Annotated in this window: 19 protein-coding genes; 9 read left to right on the forward strand and 10 right to left on the reverse strand. The window is 71.1% G+C overall.

The features are described 5' to 3' along the window. Positions 1 to 56: 56 nt before the first annotated feature. The 7 genes from AACH10_RS24490 (at position 57) to AACH10_RS24520 (ending at position 6,175) form a co-directional block, all read left to right on the forward strand. Entirely contained in the window at positions 57 to 848 is a 792-nt protein-coding gene (locus AACH10_RS24490) for an ABC transporter ATP-binding protein (protein WP_341413173.1), read from the forward strand. Continuing rightward, on the forward strand, positions 841 to 1,734 hold the full coding sequence (locus tag AACH10_RS24495) for an ABC transporter permease (protein ID WP_341413174.1): 894 nt from the start codon (positions 841 to 843) through the stop codon (positions 1,732 to 1,734). Before AACH10_RS24490 ends, AACH10_RS24495 begins: the two co-directional genes overlap by 8 nt. Further along, on the forward strand, positions 1,731 to 2,696 hold the full coding sequence (locus AACH10_RS24500; RefSeq protein WP_341413175.1) for an ABC transporter permease: 966 nt from the start codon (positions 1,731 to 1,733) through the stop codon (positions 2,694 to 2,696). The genes AACH10_RS24495 and AACH10_RS24500 overlap by 4 nt, the downstream gene beginning before the upstream one ends. A 45-nt stretch (positions 2,697 to 2,741) precedes the next feature. Next, positions 2,742 to 3,743: an ABC transporter substrate-binding protein gene (locus AACH10_RS24505; protein ID WP_341413176.1), complete on the forward strand. Its 1,002-nt coding sequence runs from the start codon at positions 2,742 to 2,744 to the stop codon at positions 3,741 to 3,743. Beyond that, on the forward strand, positions 3,740 to 4,393 hold the full coding sequence (locus AACH10_RS24510; RefSeq protein ID WP_341413177.1) for a TetR/AcrR family transcriptional regulator: 654 nt from the start codon (positions 3,740 to 3,742) through the stop codon (positions 4,391 to 4,393). Before AACH10_RS24505 ends, AACH10_RS24510 begins: the two co-directional genes overlap by 4 nt. Before the next feature lie 100 nt (positions 4,394 to 4,493). Next, positions 4,494 to 5,372: a crotonase/enoyl-CoA hydratase family protein gene (locus AACH10_RS24515; protein WP_341413178.1), complete on the forward strand. Its 879-nt coding sequence runs from the start codon at positions 4,494 to 4,496 to the stop codon at positions 5,370 to 5,372. A gap of 11 nt (positions 5,373 to 5,383) precedes the next feature. Then, a complete protein-coding gene (locus AACH10_RS24520) occupies positions 5,384 to 6,175 on the forward strand; it encodes an SDR family NAD(P)-dependent oxidoreductase (protein WP_341413179.1) in 792 nt (263 codons plus the stop codon). Here the strand turns inward: AACH10_RS24520 and AACH10_RS24525 are convergent, their stop codons facing one another. Continuing rightward, on the reverse strand, positions 6,176 to 6,724 hold the full coding sequence (locus tag AACH10_RS24525; protein ID WP_341413180.1) for a flavodoxin family protein: 549 nt from the start codon (positions 6,722 to 6,724) through the stop codon (positions 6,176 to 6,178). A 145-nt stretch (positions 6,725 to 6,869) separates the two neighbouring features. After that, entirely contained in the window at positions 6,870 to 7,403 is a 534-nt protein-coding gene (locus AACH10_RS24530; RefSeq protein WP_341413181.1) for a Spy/CpxP family protein refolding chaperone, read from the reverse strand. A gap of 231 nt (positions 7,404 to 7,634) precedes the next feature. Between AACH10_RS24530 and AACH10_RS24535 the strand changes: the two genes are divergently transcribed. Next, positions 7,635 to 8,387 (forward strand): response regulator, encoded by a 753-nt coding sequence (locus AACH10_RS24535; RefSeq protein ID WP_341413182.1) that lies wholly within the window; start codon positions 7,635 to 7,637, stop codon positions 8,385 to 8,387. Continuing rightward, positions 8,384 to 9,895 carry an ATP-binding protein gene (locus tag AACH10_RS24540; protein WP_341413183.1) on the forward strand — a complete coding sequence of 504 codons (1,512 nt, stop codon included), beginning with the start codon at positions 8,384 to 8,386 and terminating at the stop codon, positions 9,893 to 9,895. Before AACH10_RS24535 ends, AACH10_RS24540 begins: the two co-directional genes overlap by 4 nt. Positions 9,896 to 9,902: 7 nt before the next feature. Here the strand turns inward: AACH10_RS24540 and AACH10_RS24545 are convergent, their stop codons facing one another. From AACH10_RS24545 to AACH10_RS24580, 8 genes are all read right to left on the reverse strand, one after another. Then, entirely contained in the window at positions 9,903 to 11,186 is a 1,284-nt protein-coding gene (locus AACH10_RS24545; protein WP_341413293.1) for a Zn-dependent hydrolase, read from the reverse strand. Positions 11,187 to 11,224: 38 nt separating this feature from the next. Beyond that, positions 11,225 to 12,670: a dihydropyrimidinase gene (gene hydA, locus AACH10_RS24550; protein WP_341413184.1), complete on the reverse strand. Its 1,446-nt coding sequence runs from the start codon at positions 12,668 to 12,670 to the stop codon at positions 11,225 to 11,227. A gap of 46 nt (positions 12,671 to 12,716) precedes the next feature. Then, positions 12,717 to 13,649: an ABC transporter permease gene (locus AACH10_RS24555; protein WP_423228657.1), complete on the reverse strand. Its 933-nt coding sequence runs from the start codon at positions 13,647 to 13,649 to the stop codon at positions 12,717 to 12,719. 10 nt (positions 13,650 to 13,659) lie between these two features. Continuing rightward, complete coding sequence (locus AACH10_RS24560; protein ID WP_341413185.1) at positions 13,660 to 14,733, reverse strand: ABC transporter permease; 1,074 nt, start codon at positions 14,731 to 14,733, stop codon at positions 13,660 to 13,662. Then, complete coding sequence (locus AACH10_RS24565) at positions 14,723 to 16,273, reverse strand: ABC transporter ATP-binding protein (protein WP_341413186.1); 1,551 nt, start codon at positions 16,271 to 16,273, stop codon at positions 14,723 to 14,725. The genes AACH10_RS24560 and AACH10_RS24565 overlap by 11 nt, the downstream gene beginning before the upstream one ends. Positions 16,274 to 16,282: 9 nt before the next feature. Further along, positions 16,283 to 17,284, reverse strand: a complete 1,002-nt coding sequence (locus tag AACH10_RS24570) for a BMP family protein (protein ID WP_341413187.1) — start codon at positions 17,282 to 17,284, stop codon at positions 16,283 to 16,285. Between the two features lie 73 nt (positions 17,285 to 17,357). Continuing rightward, positions 17,358 to 18,674, reverse strand: a complete 1,317-nt coding sequence (preA, locus tag AACH10_RS24575; RefSeq protein ID WP_341413188.1) for an NAD-dependent dihydropyrimidine dehydrogenase subunit PreA — start codon at positions 18,672 to 18,674, stop codon at positions 17,358 to 17,360. A 15-nt stretch (positions 18,675 to 18,689) separates the two neighbouring features. After that, positions 18,690 to 20,063: an NAD(P)-dependent oxidoreductase gene (locus AACH10_RS24580; RefSeq protein WP_423228658.1), complete on the reverse strand. Its 1,374-nt coding sequence runs from the start codon at positions 20,061 to 20,063 to the stop codon at positions 18,690 to 18,692. Positions 20,064 to 20,266 lie beyond the last annotated feature (203 nt).

Raw genomic sequence — 20,266 nt, forward strand, 5'->3', positions numbered from 1 at the left:
CGACAATCAGCTGACCGTTTGGTCAGGATTTCGCCAGTGAGCGTGTCAGGGGTGCGATGACAGTTTCCGAGCAGCCAGCCGTCGAGGTGCGACGCGCCAGCGTGATCTACCCGGCAGCCGATGCCCCGGTGCATGCGCTGTCCGAGGTCGATCTCACCATCGCCCAGGGCGAGTTCGTGTCGCTGATCGGCCCGTCGGGCTGCGGCAAGACCACGCTGCTGCGCGTGATCGCCGACCTGGAGCCCATCACCTCGGGCGAGGTGCGCGTCAACGGCCTCACGCCGCACCAGGCGCGCCTGGCCCGCGCCTACGGCTATGTGTTCCAGGCACCGGCGCTGTTTCCGTGGCGCACGGTGCTGGCCAATGTGATGCTGCCGCTGCAGATCCAGGGCCGCGCCAAGGCCGAAGCCGAATCGGTCGCCCGCCAGCACCTGGCCCAGGTGGGCCTGGCCGGCTTCGAGGGCAAGTACCCCTGGCAGTTGTCGGGCGGCATGCAGCAACGCGTGTCGATCGCCCGCGCGCTGGGCTTCGAGCCCAAGATCTTGATGATGGACGAGCCCTTCGGCGCGCTCGACGAGATCACCCGCGACCGGCTCAACGAGCAGCTGCAGCAGCTGTGGCTGCGCGAGCGGCGCACGGTGGTCTTCGTCACGCACTCGATCGCCGAGGCCGTCTACCTGTCCACCAAGATCGTCGTGATGAGCCCGCGGCCGGGCCGAATCCTGAAGGTCATCGAATCGCCGCTGCCGGCCGAGCGTACGCTGGACATCCGCGACACGCCGGAATTCATGGCGCTGGCGCACGAGGTGCGCGAGGGCCTGGCCCACGGGCACGCCGCCGATGAGTAAGCCCGCCGCCCCGTTCAGCCAGCGCGCGCTGCCGGTGGCGGTGGTGCTGCTGGCCGTGCTGCTGCTGTGGTACGGCGGCGCCGTGGGGCTGAACGCCCAGGGCGCGATCGAGCGCGTGCTGACGCCCAAGTTCGGATCCAGCCCCTACACCTGGCAGCAACTGGTGGCCACCACCTGGAGCATGGAGCGCCCGGTGCTGCCGGCGCCGCACCAGGTGCTGGCCGATCTGCGCGAGAGCCTGTTCGACTTTCCGGTCGATTCGCCGCGCAACCTGCTGTACCACGCCGCGGTCACGGCGCAGTCCACGCTGGTGGGCTTCGTGCTGGGCACGCTGCTGGGCATGGTGCTGGCGGCGGCCATCGTGCACAGCCGCACGCTCGACCGCGCGCTGCTGCCCTGGATCGTGGCCAGCCAGACCGTGCCGGTGCTGGCCATCGCGCCCATCGTGCTGGTGATCCTGGGCACGCTGGGCTTCAGCGGCCTGGCGCCCAAGGCGGCCATTGCCATGTACCTGTGCTTCTTTCCGGTGACGGTGGCCATGGTGCAGGGCCTGCGCGCGCCGCAGCGCATCGAAACCGAGTTGATGCACACCTATGCCGCCAGCCGGCTGCAGGCCTTCTGGCTGCTGAGGCTGCCGTCGGCGCTGCCCTACCTCTTTCCCAGCCTGCGTGTGGCCATTGCCGCCGGCCTGGTGGGCGCCATGGTGGCCGAACTGCCCACCGGCGCGCAGGCTGGCCTGGGCGCCAAGCTGCTGACCGGCAGCTACTACGGCAACACCGTGGGCATCTGGAGCGCGCTGGTGATGAGCGCCTTGCTGGGCCTGGCGCTGACGGCGGCGGTGGCCGGCGTCGAGCGCCTGGTGCTGGCGCGTGGGAGGCAGGCATGAGCACGACGGCAACCCGTGGCGCGCCGTGGTGGCTGGCGCTGGCCCTCGCGCTGACTGCGGCCGCCGGTCTGGGGTGGCTGATGCCCGAGGCCGGCAGCTTCGACGACGGTGTGGTGCCCTGGGGCTGGCGGCTGGCCTTGCTGGCCGTGCTGGGGCTGGCCGGCTGGAGCGTGCGGCGCGTGGCCGCGCTCGATGGCCGGCGCTGGTACGGCACGGCCACGGCCGCACTGGCCGGGCTGTGGGTGCTGTACTTCTGGCAGGTGGGCGTGACGCTGTTCGACGTGCCCAAGGTGCTGCTGCCCGCGCCCAGCTGGATCGGCGGCATGCTGATGGACCGCTGGGACACGCTGGCCGGCGACTTCGTGCAGACGGTGCTGAAGTCGGTGCTGATCGGCTGGGCGCTGGGCTCGGGCCTGGGCTTCGCGGTGGGCGTGGCGATCGACCGCGCGCCCTTCCTGCAGCGCGGCCTGCTGCCGCTGGCCAGTCTCACCAGCACCATCCCGCTGGTGGCCGTGGCGCCCATCATGGTGATGTGGTTCGGCTTCGAGTGGCCCAGCAAGGCCGCGGTGGTGGTGCTGATGACCTTCTTCCCGATGCTGGTCAGCACGCTGGCCGGGCTGCAGGCGGCCGGCAAGCTGGAACGCGAGCTGATGCACAGCTACGCCGCCAGCTACTTCCGCACGCTGCGCGACCTGCGACTGCCGATGGCCATGCCCTTCATCTTCAGCGCGCTGAAGGTCAACGCCACGCTGGCGCTGATCGGCGCCATCGTGGCCGAGTTCTTCGGCTCGCCCACGGTGGGCCTGGGCTTTCGCATCAGCACCGAGGCGGCGCGCATGAACATGGGCCTGGTGTGGGCCGCGATCGTGGTGGCCGCGGTCACCGGCTCGCTGGCCTACGCCTTGCTCGTGCAACTGGAACGCAAGATCGCGTTCTGGCACCCTTCGGTGCGATCCCGGTAGAAGATTCCGTTTCCCGTCCGACAACCAACCCCAGGAGTGAGAGCGATGGCAGGTTCGATGATCAAGGGCGTGGCGCTGGCCGTCACGCTGGCCGCCGCGGGCTTTGGCGCCCAGGCGCAAGAGAAGGTCACGGTGCAGCTGAAGTGGGTGCCGCAGGCCCAGTTCGCCGGCTACTACATGGCCGCCGCCAAGGGCTACTACAAGGCCGAGGGCCTGGACGTCACCATCAAGCCGGGCGGCCCCGACATCAGCCCGGTGCAGGTGATCGCCGGCAACCAGGCCGACGTGGTGGTGAACTGGATGCCCGACGCGCTGGCCGCGCGCGAGGCCGGCGTGCCGCTGGTCAACATCGCCCAGGTGTTCGACAAGTCGGGCCTGATGCTCACCTGCCGCAAGGACAGCGGCGTGGCCACGTCCAAGGACTTCAAGGGCAAGACCCTGGGCGTCTGGTTCGGCGGCAACGAGTACCCGTTCCTGAACTGGATGGGCAAGCTGGGACTGAAGCCCGATGTGGACGTCAAGGTGCTCAAGCAGGGCTTCAATGTCGATCCGCTGCTGCAGAAGCAGGCCGCCTGCATCAGCACCATGATCTACAACGAGTACTGGCAGGTGGTGGACGCCGGCATCAAGGAAAGCGACCTGGTCACGTTCTTCTACGAGAAGGAAGGCGCGGCCTCGCTGGAAGACGGCCTGTACGTGCTGGAAAGCAAGCTCAAGGACAAGGCCTTCGTCGCCAAGATGGCCAAGTTCCTGAAGGCCACCTTCAAGGGCTGGAACGACGCGGTGAAGAACCCCGAGGAAGCCGCCAAGGTGGTGGTGGCCGCGGATCCGTCGGGCAGTGCCAAGCTGGCGGTGCAGAAGCGCCAGATGGAGAACGTGGCCAAGCTGATCAGCAACGCCGGCACGCCCAAGGTCGGCTACCTGGAGCCGGCCGCCTACGAGCGCACGGTGAAGGTGCTGCTGTCGGGCGGCTCGCAGCCGGTGATCAAGAAGGATCCGGGCAAGGCGGGCTACTCACATGCCGTGTGGGAGGCAGCCTCCAAGTGAGTCGCCCCCGCGCCACGCCGGCCGCGGCGGAGGAGGACGCCCGCAAGGGCGCCATCCGCCAGGCCAACGAGGCGCGCATCCTCGGTGCGGGCGAGCGCGTGTTCGCCCGCACCGGCTTCAATGGCGCCACCATGGCCGCCATCGCCGACGAGGCGGGCCTGCCCAAGGCCAACCTGCACTACTACTTCGGCAACAAGGCCGAGCTGTACCGCGCCGTGCTGGCGCGCACGCTGCACGACTGGCTGGTGCCGATGGACGGGCTGACGCCCGAGGCCGACCCGCGCCAGGCGCTGGCGGCCTACATCCGCGCCAAGATGGCCATGGGCTTCGAGCGCCCCGATGCCAGCCGCGTGTTCGCCAACGAGCTGCTGCATGGCGCCGCCGAACTGGGCGAGCTGCTGCGCACCGAACTGCGCGACATGGTGCGCGCCAAGGCCCGCGTGCTCGATGCCTGGGTGGCCGCGGGCCGCATGGCGCCGGTGGACACCACGCACCTGTTCTTCACCATCTGGGCCGCCACCCAGACCTATGCCGACTTCGACCTGCAGGTGCGCGCCGTGCTGGGCCGCGAGACGCTCACCGCCCGTGATCAGACCCGTGCCACCGAGCACGTGGTGAGCCTGATCCTGCGCGGCTGCGGTCTCGATTGACGGCGCTTGTCAGGGGTTCCTGAACAGGTCGCCCAGGTGACGACACCGCCCTGGGCCGCGGCCTATCCTGCGCGCCATCGACACGGCCCTGAGCGTCTCCATGAGCCACTACACCACCCTCGACTGGCAGATCACCGACCGCGTGCTCACGCTCACGCTGAACCGGCCGGCCCAGCTCAACGCCTTCACCACCGAGATGGCGGAGGAACTGATCGACGCCTACACCCGCGCCAGCGATGACGACGCGGTGGGCGCGGTGGTGGTCACCGGCGCCGGCCGGGCCTTCTGCGCCGGCATGGACCTGTCGGTGGGCGGCAATGTGTTCGGGCTGGACGAGAACCTGGACCCCAGCCTGGCCGAACTGGACGCGCGCTGGGACGACGAAGACATCAAGCACCGCGTGCGCGACACAGGCGGCCGCGTGTCGCTGGCGGTGTACGAGTGCAAGAAGCCGGTGATCGCCGCGATCAACGGCGCGGCCGTGGGCATCGGCGCCACGATGACGCTGCCGATGGACATCCGCCTGGCGTCCGACAAGGCCCGCATCGGCTTCGTGTTCGGCCGCATCGGCATCGTGCCCGAGGCCTGCAGCACCTGGTTCCTGCCGCGCCTGGTGGGCCTGCAGCAGGCGCTCGACTGGGTCTACTCGGCCGACATCCTGACGCCCGAGCAGGCGCTGCAAGGTCGCCTGCTCAAGGCCGTGGTGCCGCACGAGCAGTTGCTGGACGAGGCGCACCGCCTGGCCCACCGCTTCATCGACGGGCGCAGCCCGGTGTCCATCGCGCTGATGCGCCAGATGCTGATGCGCAACCCGGCGCTGCCGCACCCGCGCGACGCCCATGCCATCGAGAGCCTGGCCATGCTGCACACCAGCCGCCACGACGGCAAGGAAGGCGTGGCCTCGTTCAACGAGAAGCGCGCGCCGCAGTACACGCAGAAGGCCTCGGCCGACATGCCGAAGATCTACCCCTGGTGGTGAGGGAGCCAGCCATGTCCGATTCGATTTCCCAACGCAAGGTGTGCGTGGTCACCGGCTCGTCGTCGGGCATCGGCGCCGCCACCGCGCGGCTGTATGCCGAGCGCGGCTGGAACGTGGTGATCAACTACTCGCGCGATGCGGCCACCGCCGAGGCCGTGGCCGAGGACTGCGCCGCGCTCGGTGCCGATGTGCTGGTGCAGCCCGCCAACGTGGCTGTGGACGCCGACTGCCGCGCGCTGGCCGCGGCCGTCGAGGCGCGCTGGGGCCGCTGCGATGTGCTGGTGAACAACGCCGGCACCACCAAGTTCATGCATGCGCGCAAGCTGGACGGGCTGGACGCCGAGGACTTCCAGCGCATCTACGCCGTCAACGTGGTCGGCGCGTTCCAGATGGTGCGCGCCTTGGAGCCGCTGCTGCGCGCCAGCGCGCCGCATGCCGCGGTGGTGAACATGTCGTCGATCGCCGGCCTGACCGGCATGGGATCGAGCATTGCCTATGCCGCCAGCAAGGGCGCGCTGAACACGCTGACCATCGCGCTGGCCCGCGCGCTGGGGCCCGATGTGCGCGTCAACGCCATCGCGCCCGGCTTCGTCGAGACGCCGTGGCTGAAGCAGGGCCTGGGCGAAGGCCCCGACGGCCGCTACGACGCCAGCGTCAAGGCCTACCAGGGCCGCGCCACGCTGGCCGCCGTGATGAGCCCGGAAGACGTGGCGCGCACCGCCTGGTACCTGGGCGTCGACGCGGTGAAGACCACCGGCGAGGTGATCAGCGTCGACGCCGGCGCCAAGCTGCTGCCGGTTTGATCAGGCGCTGAGCTTCGCGATGCGGGCGCCGAAGGCCTTGGCCGTGGCCAGGTCGCCCGACACCATCTCGTCGGTCGAGGCATCGGCCGGGGTGCTGGCCAGCAGGCCGCCCGAGCCGCCCAGGTTGTTCACGTCGGCGCGGGTGGCGGCCTTGCTGTTGGCGGGGGCCAGGCCCAGGCTGATCCACAGCATGCCGTGCTGGTTGGCCAGGGTCTGCAGGTAGGCCAGCGTGCTGGCCTTGTCGCCGTTCAGCGAGGCCGAGTTGGTGAAGCCGGCGGCCTTCTTGTCCTGCCAGGCGCGGGTGAACCAGGCCTTGCTGGAGGCGTCGGCGAACTTCTTGAACTGCCAGCTCACGTTGCCCATGTAGGTGGGCGAGCCGAAGACGATGGTCTTGGCGGCGTTCAGCGTGTCCCAGGCGCCGTCGGGCAGGTTGCCCTCGGCGTCGATGGCGATCAGCGTGGCGCCGGCACCGGCGCCTTCCGCGACCGCCTGGGCGATCTTGGCGGTGTGGCCGTAGCCGGAGTGGTAGACGATGGCGATGCTGCTCATGGCGGTGTCCTTTGCGGGGTCAAGGGGCCGGCGCCAGAGGGAGGCGACGCCGGGTACATGCTCCGCATTCTGGGCACCGCCCGCGGCGCGGGCGCTCTGCCGCTTTGCCGCCAGCGTTCAAGCGCGGTGAATGCCGGCGCGCGGCTCAGCCCTGCGGCCGGGCCGGGGCGCTGGCCGGATGGCCGGGCATGCCGCGGTGCTCGCCGTGGTGTCCACCGTGGTGTCCGTGGCCCATGCCACGGCCATCGCCGGCGCGCATGCCGTGGCGCAGCTTCTGGTCGGCCAGGGTCTTCTGCTCGGGCGTCAGCGTCGCGTACAGCGCGTCGCGGGCCTTCTGGCGGGCGCTGCGCTCGGTCTCGAACTGCTGACGCATGGCGTCGCGCTCCTTGTCGTCGGGGCGGGTGCCGGCCTGGCGGCGCTCGGCCATCTGGGCGTGCAGCTTCTCGTGTGCGGCGGCCTGGGCGCGCACGGTGTCCTCGTACTGTTTCCAGGCGCCTTCCTGTGCGGCGCTGATCTTCAGCTCGCCCTTCAGGCTGGTCAGGCGCTCGCCCACCTGGGCGGCGGTGGGCGGCGTGCGGCCGGGGCCGCCATCGCCACGGTGGGCAAAGGCCTGGCCGGCCGCGGCCAGGGCGAGGGTGGCACAGGCCAGGGCCACGGTGCGCAACGCGGTCTTCGTCATGGGGTGTCTTTCGATCAGGTCAGGGGATCGCGGCGGTGTGGGTTGCGGCCCGCCGCCGCCGGCCGCGGCAAGGGCGCCGCGACAGGTGCCATTGAACGCCGGCGCGGTTTGCCGCGTGTGTCGTGGGCGGGGCCTTTTTGTCGCGTGGCGTGTCAGGCCGCTGGCGTGACATGCTGTGATACGTTTTGCTGCCATCGCCGCCCGCCGAACGCGGTGCAATCCCTGTCCATCATGCCCACCGCACCCGAGCGCAGCGACCACATCCTGATCGTCGACGACGACGCCGAGATCCGCCTGCTGCTGGGCCGCTACCTCGAGAAGAACGGCTTGCGCAGCACCGCGGTGGCCGATGGTCGCGCCATGTGGCGCGCGCTCGACGACGGCGCCTTCGACCTGGTCGTGCTGGACCTGATGCTGCCCGGCGACGACGGCCTGACGCTGTGCCGCGACCTGCGCGCGCGCCGTGGCGACATCCCGGTGCTGATGCTCACCGCGCGCGGCGAGGAGACCGACCGCATCGTGGGCCTGGAGATGGGCGCCGACGACTACATGGCCAAGCCCTTCAGCCCGCGCGAGCTGCTGGCGCGCGTCAAGGCCATCCTGCGCCGCGCGCGCAGCCTGCCGCCCAACCTGCGGCCTGCGGCCGGTGAGGCCCAGGGGGCGCGTCTGCGCTTCGGCGGCTGGCTGTTCGATACGGTGCAGCGCCACCTGGTGTCGCCCGCGGGCGAGGTCACGCCGCTGGGCGGGGTGGAATTCAAGCTGCTGCAGGTGCTGGTGAGCCACCCCAACCGGGTGCTCAGCCGCGACCAGCTGCTTGACCTGACCCAGGGCCGCGAGGCCGACCCGCTGGACCGCAGCATCGACGTGCAGATCAGCCGCCTGCGCCAGCGCCTGGGCGACGACCCCAAGCAGCCGGCGCTGATCAAGACCGTGCGCGGCGAGGGCTATGTGCTGAGCGCCGCGGTCACGCCGGAGGCACCGTGACCACGCCGGCCAGCGCACCTGCACCCGCGCCCGGTGCCGCACCGCCGCGCCGCTGGCGCTGGTGGCCCGACTCGCTGTTCGGCCGCCTGCTGCTGGTGCTCACCGCCGGCCTGGTGCTGGCCCAGCTGCTGGGCGCGGCGATCAACGTGGCCGAGCGTGACCAGCTGCTCAACCGCGGCTACGGCCTGGCCGCGGCGCAGCGCATCGCCGACGTGGTGGACCTGCTCGACGGCCTGCCGGAGACCGAGCGGGCGCGCGTGGTGCAGGTGTTCCGCCAGCCGCCGCTGGTGCTGTCGCTGCAGCCGCAGGCCTCGATCGCGGCCGATGCAGCGCTGGACCGCCGTGGCCTGATGTTCGCCGCCCGCCTGCGCATGGCGCTGGGCGACCCGCGCGCGGTGCGCGTGATGGCCTGGGCCCCGCCGCTGGACGAGGCGGCAGAGTACGCGCGCCGCGCCGCGCCCGACGAGCGCTGGATGATCGGCCGCGGCGAGATGCGCGGCGAGATGCGCGGCGAGATGCGTGGTGACATGCGCGAGGAGCGCCGCGCCCGTCGCGGCCTGGGCGCGGGCCCGGTGTGGCGCACCGAGGTGCAGCTGCGCGATGGTCGCTGGGCGCGCTTCGACGCGGCGCTGCCGGCGCAGGATGAGCGCCTGCCCTGGCGGCTGGCCGCCTCGCTGGGCGTGCTGCTGCTGGCCACGCTGCTGCTGGGCTGGTGGGCGGTGCGCAGCCTGGTGCGGCCGCTGCACCGCCTGGCCGGTGCAGCCCAGGCCCTGGGCGAGAACCTGCGCCAGCCGCCGCTGCCCGAGACCGGCCCGCGCGAGGTGCGCCAGGCGGCGCAGGCCTTCAACACCATGCAGCGCCGCCTGGCCGAGCAGGTGGACGAGCGCACGCGGCTGCTGGCCGCGCTGTCGCACGACCTGAAGACACCGCTGACCCGCATGCGCCTGCGCGCCGAACTGCTGGACGACGAGGCCGCGCGCGAGCGCTTCGAGGCCGACCTGCGCGAGATGGAGGCCATGGTGGCCGAGACGCTGGACTTCCTGCGTGGCCTGGGCGGTCACGAGGTGCGCGCCCCGGTGGACGTGAACGCGCTGCTGGCACGGCTGCAGGCCGACCAGCAGGCCATGGGCCGCGAGGTGCAGGTGCTGGGTCAGGCCGTGGCGCCGCTGCCGGCCGTGGCCTCGCTGCTGCGCCGGGCGCTGGGCAACCTGGTGGACAACGCCGTGCTCTACGGCGGCCGCGCCACGGTGCGCGTGGACGACGACGGCCACAGCCTGCTGCTGCGCGTGCAGGACGAGGGGCCGGGCATCCCGCCGGCCGATCTGGAGCGGGTGTTCGAGCCCTTCGTGCGCCTGGAGGCCTCGCGCAACCGCGCCACCGGCGGCACCGGCCTGGGCCTGGGCATCGCGCGCAACATCACCCAGGTGCTGGGCGGCACGCTCACGCTGCACAACCGGCCCGAGGGTGGGCTGGAAGCGCGGCTGGCGCTGCCGCGCCTGCCGGGCTGAGCGGCGTTCAGCCCGCCGCCACGCCGGCCCGCTCGAGCATGGCGTGCAGCAGCACGTTGCAGCCGGCCTCGATGTCGGCCGGTGCGGCGTCCTCGATCTCGTTGTGGCTGATGCCGTCCTTGCAGGGGATGAAGATCATGCCGGCCGGCGCCAGGCGGACCATGTACACCGCGTCATGCCCGGCGCCGCTGACGGCCGGCATGTTCGAGTAGCCCAGGCGTTCGGCGGCGGCCTGCACGGCGTTCACGCACTCGGCATGGAAGGGTTGCGCGGGGTACGACGACACCGGCGTGATCTCGATGCTCAGGCCCGATTCGGCACTGAGCTGCGCGGCCACGGCGCGGATGTCGGCGTCCATCGCGTCGCACAGCGCGTCGCTGGAATTGCGCAGGTCGATGCTGAACTTCACCCGGCCCGGGATCACGTTGCGGCTGTTCGGGAACACCTGCACCATGCCCACCGTGCCGCGGCCATGGTTGCTGCCGTCGGCCTGCGGGTGGCGGTGGGCGCAGGCCACCACTTCCTGCATCAGCTTCGTGGCCACCTGCAGCGCATCCTTGCGCAGCGCCATCGGCGTGGGGCCGGCGTGGGCTTCCATGCCGGTCACCACGCAGTCGTACCAGCGGATGCCCAGCACGCCGGTGACCACGCCAATGGTCTTCTTGTTGTCCTCCAGCACCGGGCCCTGTTCGATGTGGGTCTCGAAGTAGCAGCCGATCGGGTGGTCGCCCGGCTCCTGCTCGCCGATGTAGCCGATGCGTGCCAGCTCGTCCTTCACGCTCTTGCCGTCCACGTCTTTCGCGGCATAGGCGGTCTCCAGCGTGAAGGCCTTGGCGAACACGCCCGAGCCCATCATCACCGGCACGAAGCGCGAGCCTTCCTCGTTCGTCCACCAGGCCACCTCGATGGGCGCCTCGGTCTCGATGCCGGCGTCGTTCAGCGTGCGCACCACCTCCAGGCCGGCCAGCACGCCGTAGTTGCCGTCGAACTTGCCGCCGGTGGGCTGGGTGTCGATGTGGCTGCCGGTCATCACCGGCGGCAGCGCGTTGTTGCGGCCCGGCCGGCGCAGGAAGCCGTTGCCGATCTTGTCGATGGTGATGGTCATGCCGGCTTCCTTCGCCCAGCGGCTGATCAGGTCACGGCCCTGCTTGTCCAGGTCGGTCAGCGTCAGGCGGCAGACGCCGCCTTTCTCGGTGGCGCCGATCTGCGCCAGTTCCATCAGGCTGTCCCACAGGCGGGCGCCGTTGACGCGCAGGCCTTGCAGCTTCTCGGGCAGAGGGGTGGCTTTCATGTCCATGGTGGGGCTCCTTGATTCGGGTGGGCCGGCGCTCAGCGCGCCACCGGCACGGGTTGTTCCAGTTCGGCCTTGCGCGCCAGCGGCGCGAACTGCGGCGCGAAGGGCGCGCGCTTGAGGTACTGGCCGGCGCCGCGCACGGCGCGCAGGTCGCCATCGGCCCAGGCCAGGTGGCCGCGGGTCAACGTGTGGGTGGCCTTGCCCTGCACCGTCATGCCTTCGAAGATGTTGTAGTCGCCCAGGCTGTGCTGGGTCTTGACCGACAGCGTCTGCGTGGCGGCTGGATCCCACAGCACGAGGTCGGCATCGGCGCCGGCGGCGATCAGGCCCTTCTTCGGGTACAGGTTGAACAGCCTGGCCGCGTTGGCCGAGGTCACGGCCACGAACTCGCTGGGCGTCAACTTGCCGCCGTTCACGCCCTCGTGCCACAGCACGGCCATGCGCTCTTCCACCCCGCCGCAGCCGTTGGGGATCTTGCTGAAGTCGTCCTTGCCCGCTGCCTTCTGCTCGGCGCAGAAGGTGCAGTGGTCGGTGGCCGTGGTGTGCAGGCTGCCCGACTGCAGGCCACGCCACAGCATCTGGCCATGGCCCTTGGCGCGGAACGGGGGGCTCATCACATGCGCCGCGGCCTTCACGAAGTCGGGGTCGCGGTAGACGCTGTCGTCGATCACCAGGTGGCCGGCCAGCACCTCGCCGTACACGCGCTGGCCGCGCGCCCGGGCTCGGGCGATGGCTTCGGCGCTCTCGGCGCTGGACACGTGCACGATGTAGATCGGCACGTTCAGCACATCGGCAATCGCGATGGCGCGCTGCGCGGCCTCGGCCTCCACGGCGGGCGGACGGCTCAAGGGGTGGCCCTCGGGGCCCAGGATGCCCTTGGCCTTCATCTCGGCCTGCAGCAGGAACACCAGCTCGCCGTTCTCGGCGTGCACGGTGGGCATGGCGCCCAGCTCCAGGCTGCGGCGGAAGCTGTTCACCAGCGTCTCGTCGTCGCACATGATGGCGTTCTTGTAGGCCATGAAGTGCTTGAAGCTGTTCACGCCTTCCTCGTTCACCAGCGTGCCCATGTCGCGGTGCACGCTGTCGCCCCACCAGGTGATGGCGACGTGGAAGGCGTAGTCACTGGCCGCCTTCTCGGCCCAGCCGCGCCATTTGCGGTAGGCGTCCATCAGCGGCTCCTGCGGATCGGGGATCACGAAGTCGATGATGCTGGTGGTGCCGCCGGCCAGCGCCGCGGCCGTGCCGCTGAAGAAATCGTCGCGCGTCACCGTGCCCATGAAGGGCAGCTGCATGTGGGTGTGCGGGTCGATGCCGCCGGGCATCAGGTAGCGGCCGCTGCCGTCGAGCTTGTCAGCGCCGGCGGGCGCTTCGAGATCGGGGCCCACGGCGGCGATCTGGCCGTCCACGCACAGCACGTCGGCCTTGAACTCGCGGTCGGCATTGACCACGGTGGCGCCTTGGATCAGCAGGGGTTTGGTCATGCGTGTCTCTCCGTCGTGTGTGTGGGGTGGAACAGGGCGAACCGGGTCAGCGCTCGCCGGGGATGTAGGGCTTCATCAAGGCTTGTGGCGCGCTGGCGCGGCGGCTGGCGATCACCAGCGCGGCAATCGCCAGCGCATAGGGCAGCATCAGGTACAGCTGGTAGGGCAGGCCGCCGGCATCGGCCTGCTGCAGGCGCAACTGCATCGCGTCGAACACCGCGAACAGCAGCGCGCCCAGCAGCGCCTTGCCCGGCCGCCAGCCGGCAAACACCACCAGCGCCACGCACACCCAGCCGCGGCCGTTGACCATGTTGAAGAAGAAGGCGTCGAAGGCCGACAGCGTGAGGAAGGCGCCGGCCACGCCCATCAGCGCCGAGCCGGCCACCACCGCGGCCGTGCGCACCCGCGCCACCGAAATGCCCTGCGCCTCCACCGCCGCCGGGCTTTCACCCGCCATGCGCAGCGCCAGGCCGGCGGGCGTGCGGTACAGCGCCCAGCCGATCAGCGGCACCAGGGCCAGGGCCAGCAGGGTCAGCGGCGTCTGCTGCTGCAGCACGGGAATCGGCAGCCAGTCCATCGTGGCGAAGGGGCGGATGGTGGGCGGCGTGTTCACCTTCGGGAAGGCCACGCGGTAGGCAAAGTAGCTCAGCGCCGTGGCCAGCAGCGTGAGGCCCAGCCCGGCCACATGCTGCGACAAGGCCAGCAGCACCGTGAAGCCAGCATGCAGCAACCCGAAGGCCGCGCCCACGCCGGCGGCCACCGCCACACCGCCCCACAGCGGCAGGCCCAGGTACACGGCCAGCCAGCCCGAGAAGGCGCCGGCCACCATCAGGCCTTCGATGCCCAGGTTCAGCACGCCGGCACGCTCGCACAGCAGCACGCCCAGCGTGCCCAGGATCAGCGGCGTGGCCACGCGCAGCACGGCCACCCAGAAGGGCAGCGTGGCCATCATCTCGAGGATCGAACCCAAGGTGTCCATGTGATCGACCTCAGGCGGCCCGCGGCCCGTCGAAGCGCAGGCGGTAGCGCGTCAGCATGCTGGCGGCCAGCACGGCCAGCAGCGTGGCCGCCACCACCACGTCGGCCAGCACGCTGGGCACGCCGAGGGCGCGGCCCATGCTGTCGGCGCCCACGATGATGGCCGCCACGCCCACCGCGCTGGCCACCACGGCCAGCGGGTGCAGGCCGGCCAGCATGGCGATCACCACGCCCGAATAGCCGTAGCCCGGCGACATGTCCAGCGTGACATAGCTGGTGCGCCCGGCCACCTCCACCGCGCCGGCCAGGCCGGCCAGGCCGCCCGACAGCAGGGCCACCAGCACCACGGTGCGCGTGACCGGCACGCCGACGAAGGCCGCGGCCCGCGCATTGGCGCCCAGCGCCCGCACCTGGAAGCCGGCCGTGGTGAAGCGCAGCAGCGCCCACAGCGCCACGGCGCAGGCCAGGGCCAGCAGCAGGCCGGTGTGCACGCGGGTCTGCGGCAGCAGCTTGTCCAGTTCCAGTTCACTCGCCAACGCCACGCTCTGCGGCCAGCCCATCGCGCCGGGGTCCTTCATCGGCCCGTCGAGCAGGGCGCCCACGCCCAGCAGCACGATGAAGTTCAGCAGCAGCGTGCACACCACCTCGTCCACGCCCCACCACTGGCGGGCCAGCGCCGGGCCCAGCAAGAGCAGCGCACCGGTCAGCGCCGCGGCGAGAAACATCACCGCCTGTCCCAGCACCGGCGTGGCGCTGAACAGCTCGCCGTAGACACCGCCCACGGCCACGGCGGCCATCGCGCCGGCATACAGCTGGCCCTCGGCGCCGATGTTGAACAGCCGCGCGCGGAAGGCTGCGGTGGCGGCCAGGCCGGTGAGCATCAGCGGCACGGCGCGGGTGAAGGTTTCGCTCAGCGCGAACACCGAGCCGAAGGCGCCGCCAGCCAGCAGCGCCAGGCTGCGGCCCACCGGCGCGCCGGCCACGGTCAGCAAGGCCGCCACCAGGGCCAGCACGGCCAGCAGCGCGCCGGCCGCAGCGGCCAGCGCATGGCGGGGGCGCACCTCGGCGCGGGCTTCAAGCCGCATGGGGCAGTTCCTGGCCGGGGTGGGCGGTGCCGGCCATCGCCAAGCCCAGCGCCTCGCGCGTCCAGTCGGTGGCCGGCCGTGCCGGCGTGAGGCGGCCATGGCAGATCACCGCGATGCGGTCGGCCAGCAGTTCGATCTCGTCCAGGTCGTCGCTGATCAGCAGCACGGCCGCGCCGGCGGCGCAGGCCGCGCGCAGCTGGCGGTGCACGAAGCCCACCGCACCGATGTCCAGGCCCCAGGTGGGCTGGTGGGCGACGATGAGCTGCGGCGTCTGGCCGTCGGCGCGCTGCAGCACGCGCGCCAGGATGAGCTTTTGCATGTTGCCGCCCGACAGCGCACGGGTGCGGCGCTGCGGCGTGGCGCCACGCACATCAAAGGCCTGCAGGCTGCGCTGCGCATAGGCCAGTGCAGCGGCACGGCGGATCCAGCCCCAGCGGCTGAAGGCGGGCGTGGACAGCGCCTCGGCGGCCAGGTTCTCCCACACCGGCAGGTCGCCCACCACGCCCACCGATTGCCGGTCTTCGGGCACGCGTGCCACGCGCTGGGCCACCACGCCGCGCGCATCGCGCGCCAGCGGCGCACCATCCAGCGTGATGCGGCCGGCGGCCGGCGCCACCACGCCGCCCAGCACGCGCGCCAGCAAGCCCTGGCCGTTGCCGGAGACGCCGGCAATGCCCAGCACCTCGCCGGGCGCGATGTCGAGGTTCACATCCGCCAGCGCCACGCGGTCGTGCGCATGGCGGGCGTGCAGGCCCTGCACCACCAGGCGCGGCGCCTGGCCGGCCGGGCGCGGGCGCGGCGGCTGGCGCTCCAGCCCCTGCACCGACGCGCCCACCATGTGCCGCGCCAGCTCGGCGGCACTGCTGTCGGCCACGGTCACCTCGGCCACCTTGCGGCCGGCGCGCAGCACCACGGCGCGCTGCGCCACGGCCATCACCTCGTCGAGCTTGTGGCTGATGAAGATGACCGCCAGGCCGCCCGCCACCAGCTGGCGCAGCGTGGCGAACAGCGATTGCGCCTCCTGCGGCGTGAGCACGGCCGTGGGTTCGTCCAACACCAGCACGCGGGCGCCGCGCACCAGGGCCTTCAGGATCTCGACCCGCTGGCGCTCGCCCACCGACAGCGTGGCCACGCGCGCCTCGGGGTCCACGGCCAGGCCGCAGCGCTGCGCGGTGGCCAGCAGCTGCGCGCGGGCCGCATCGCGCCGCGTGCGCAGGCGGGTGAGCGGCTCGGTGCCCAGCATCACGTTGTCGAGCACGCTGAGGTTCTCGGCCAGCGTGAAGTGCTGGTGCACCATGCCGATGCCCGCGGCCAGTGCGGCGCGCGTGTCACCGGGCGGCAACGGCCGGCCGTCCAGCGTGATGTGCCCGGCATCGGCCACGTAATGGCCGAACAGGATGGACATCAGCGTGGACTTGCCGGCGCCGTTCTCGCCCAGCAGGGCCAGCACCTCGCCTGCCGCCAGCTCGAGCGACACGTCGTCGTTGGCCACCAGGCTGCCGAAGCGCTTGGTGATGCCGACGAGTCGCAGCAGGGCCATGTCAGCGGATTACTTGAAAGCCGCCTTCGGCTGGCTGTCGTCCACCTTCACCGTGAACGAGCCGCCCAGGATCGCCTTCTCCTTGGCCTGCACCTTGGTCACGATGTCGGCCGGCACCTTCTTCTCGAAGGTGCCCAGCGGCGCCAGCGACGAGCCCTTGTGCTTCATCATCGAGTAGGGGCCGTAGTCCTCGGCCGTGAACTTGCCGTCCTTGGCCAGCTTGATGGCGCGGTCGATCGACGGCTCCATGTGCCACAGCGCGCTGGCCACCACGGTGTCGGGGTACTTGTCCTGGGTGTTGATCACGTTGCCCACGGCCAGCACCTTGCGTTCCTTGGCCGCGTCGCTGACGCCAAAGCGCTCGGCATACATCACGTCAGCACCCTTGTCGATCATCGCGAAGGCGGCTTCCTTGGCCTTGGGCGGGTCGAACCAGCTGTTGATGAAGGTGACCGAGAACTCGACTTTGGGGTTCACTTCCTTGGCGCCGGCCATGAAGGCGTGCATCAGGCGGTTCACCTCGGGGATCGGGAAGCCGCCGACCATGCCGATCTTGTTGCTCTTGGTCATGCCGCCGGCCACCATGCCAGCCAGGTAGCTGGGCTCCTGGATGTAGTTGTCGAAGACGGCGAAGTTGGGCGCCTGCGGCTTGCCCGAGCTGCCCATCAGGAAGCTGGTCTTCGGGAAGTCCTTGGCCACCTTGCGGGCGGCGGCTTCCACCGCGAAGGCCTCGCCGACGATCAGCTGCGCGCCGCCGGTGGCGTACTCGCGCATCACGCGCTCGTAGTCGGCGTTGGCGATGTTCTCGCTGGCCTTGTATTCGATCTCGCCACGCGCCTCGGCGGCCTTCAGCGCGATGTGCAGGCGGCTGACCCATTGCTGCTCGAACGGCACGGTGTAGACCGCCGCCACCTTCAGTTTGGCCGCCTGGGCGAAGGCGCCGGGCGCGAACGAGGCAAGGGCGGCCGCAGCGGCCACGGTGGAGAGCAGGAGGGAGCGGCGCAGGGTCATGGTGCAGTCCTTCGTTGGGTGTGGGGATGGGCACCTGCCAGCAAGGGTGGTGCCAGCGGGCCGCCGGCCAGTATCAGGCCGGCTCCGGCGCCTTGCGCATGGGGTTATTGGGGTGGGCGGTCCAGTTGCGGGCCTGGGCCGGCACCGGCTGGCCGGTGCGCTGGTCCAGTTCACCGGGGGCCAGCGTGCGCAGCGTGATGCACTCGGGCACCGGGCACACGGTGACGCACAGGTTGCAGCCCACGCATTCCTCTTCCTTCACCTCGAAGTGGCGCTGGCCGTCCTTCACCGCGGTGATGGCCTGGTGCGAGGTGTCTTCGCAGGCGATGTGGCAGCGGCCGCACTCGATGCACTTGTCGGGGTCGATCACCGCCTTGCTGGTGGCGTTGAGGTTCAGGTACTGCCAGTCGGTGACGGTGGGCAGCGCGCGGCCGCGGAAGTCTTCCGTGGTCTGGAAGCCCATCTCGTCCATGTAGTTCGACAGGCCGTCGATCATCTCCTGCACGATCTTGAAGCCGTAGACCATGGCCGCGGTGCACACCTGCACATTGCCGGCGCCGAGCGCGATGTAGTCCAGCGCGTCGCGCCAGCTGCCCACGCCGCCGATGCCGCTGATCGGGATGCCGGCCGTCTCAGGCGAGCGGCCGATCTCGGCCACCATGTTCAGCGCGATGGGCTTGACGGCCGGGCCGCAGTAGCCGCCGTGCGAGCCCATGCCGGCGGTGCTGGGGCTCATGGTCAGCGTGGCCGGGTCCACGCCCATGATGGAGTTGATGGTGTTGATCAGGCTCACCGCGTCGGCGCCGCCGTTCTTGGCGGCCAGGGCCGGCTTGCGGATGTCGGTGATGTTGGGCGTGAGCTTCACGATCACCGGCAGCTTGCTGTACTGCTTGCACCAGGCCGTGACCATCTGGATGTACTCGGGCACCTGGCCCACGGCCGCGCCCATGCCGCGCTCGCTCATGCCATGCGGGCAGCCGAAGTTCAGCTCGATGCCGTCGCAACCGGTGTCTTCCACCATCGGCAGGATGGCCTTCCAGGCGCTCTCGGTGCAGGGCACCATGATGCTGGCCACCAGCGCGCGGTCGGGCCACAGGCGCTTGATCTCGCGCATCTCGGCCAGGTTGACGGCCAGCGGCCGGTCGGTGATCAGCTCGATGTTGTTGAAGCCCAGCATGCGGCGGTCGGGCGTCAGCAGCGCGCCGTAGCGCGGGCCGCTCACGTTCACCACCGGCGGGCCTTCCTCGCCCAGCGTCTTCCAGACCACGCCGCCCCAGCCGGCCTCGAAGGCGCGATGGACGTTGTAGGCCTTGTCGGTGGGCGGCGCGCTGGCCAGCCAGAAGGGGTTGGGGCTCTTGATGCCGGCGAAGTGGTTGGTCAGATCGGCCATGGTGATGCTCCCGGCTCAGGCGGTCAGTTGGGCATGGATGGCGGCGGCGGCGCGCTTGCCGTCTTCCACCGCCTCGACGGTCAGGTCACGGCCGCCGGCACGGCAGTCGCCGCCGGCAAAGAGGCCCGGCACGCCGGTGCGGCCGTCGTCGTCGGCGGCGATGCGGCCTTGCTGGATCGTCAGCCCGCAGCCCTGCCACAGCGCCACGTCCAGCTTCTGGCCGATGGCCTTGAACACCATGTCGGCCTCGAAGGCGCGGTGCTCGCCGGTGGGCTTCAGGTGCCCGCCCACCAGGTCCTGCACCGCGAAGCGCACGCCGGTGACATGGCCGGCCTCGCCCAGGATGGCCTCGGGCGCCAGCCAGTGGTGCAGGGTGACGCCATGCGTCTGTGCCCACTGCTGCTCGGCGTCCGACGCGCCCATCTGCTCGGGCCCGCGGCGGTAGACCATGTGCACGCTCTCGGCACCCAGCAGCTTGCTTTGCACTGCGGCGTCCACGGCCGTCATGCCACCGCCGATCACCACCACGCGGCGGCCGATGGGCACGGCCTGCAGCCGGCCGGCCGAGGTGGCCTCGCGCAGCTCGGCGATGAAGTCCACCGCATCGCGCACGCCGGCCAGGCCTTCGCCGGCAATCCCCAGGCCGTGCGTGTGCGCCAGGCCCACGCCCAGGAACACGGCCGCGTACTCGCGTTGCAGGGCCTGCAGCTGCGCGGCCGTCTCCAGGCGCCAGCCGTTCTTGACGGTGATGCCGCCGATGCCGAACAGCCAGTCGATCTCGCGCTGCGCGAAGTCGTCGGCCATCTTGTAGGTGGCCAGGCCGTACTCGTTCAGGCCGCCGGCCTTGGGCCGGGCGTCGTGCATCACCACGTCGTGGCCGCGGCGGGCCAGCTCCACCGCGCAGGCCAGGCCGGCCGGGCCGGCGCCCACCACGGCCACGGTCTTGCCGGTGGCGGCTGCGCGCGGGAACAGCGCGCTGTAGGGGCGGTCCATCACCGCATCGGTGGCGTAGCGCTGCAGCTGGCCGATGACCACCGGCTTGCCTTGCTGGGTGCTGCGCACGCAGACCTGCTCGCACAGCTCTTCGGTGGGGCACACGCGGGCGCAGGTGCCGCCCAGCGGGTTGGCGCTGAGGATGGCGCGGGCCGCGCCGCGCAGGTTGTCCTCGGCGATGCGGCGGATGAAGCTGGGGATGTCGATGCCGGTGGGGCAGGCCGTGGCGCAGGGCGCGTCATGGCAGTAGAGACAGCGCTCGGCCTCCACCAGGGCCTGGGTGCGCGTGAGGCGCGGCGCCGCGTCGGCGAAACGCTGGGCCAGCTGGTCGTGACCCAGGCGGTTCGGCCGGATGTCGGCGTCGACCGCGGTGATCGAGGCGTGGGCAGATGACACGGGTGAGGGCTCCTCGCACCGGGCAGCGGGTGGCCCGGATTCACCTTGAAGCTGACCGTTTGGTCAGGATTTCAGGCAATCCTACGCAACCGGCGTGCCAGGTGGCGAGCCCGGACAAACCCCCGTGGCACGCGGCCCGCGGCCGCCCAGGCGATCGATTCAGGGGCTGTGCCGGCCGGTGGCGCCCCGCAGCGGGGCGCTGC

Origin of the sequence: Pseudaquabacterium inlustre, from assembly GCF_038066595.1 — a bacterium.
Lineage (GTDB): Bacteria > Pseudomonadota > Gammaproteobacteria > Burkholderiales > Burkholderiaceae_C > Pseudaquabacterium > Pseudaquabacterium inlustre.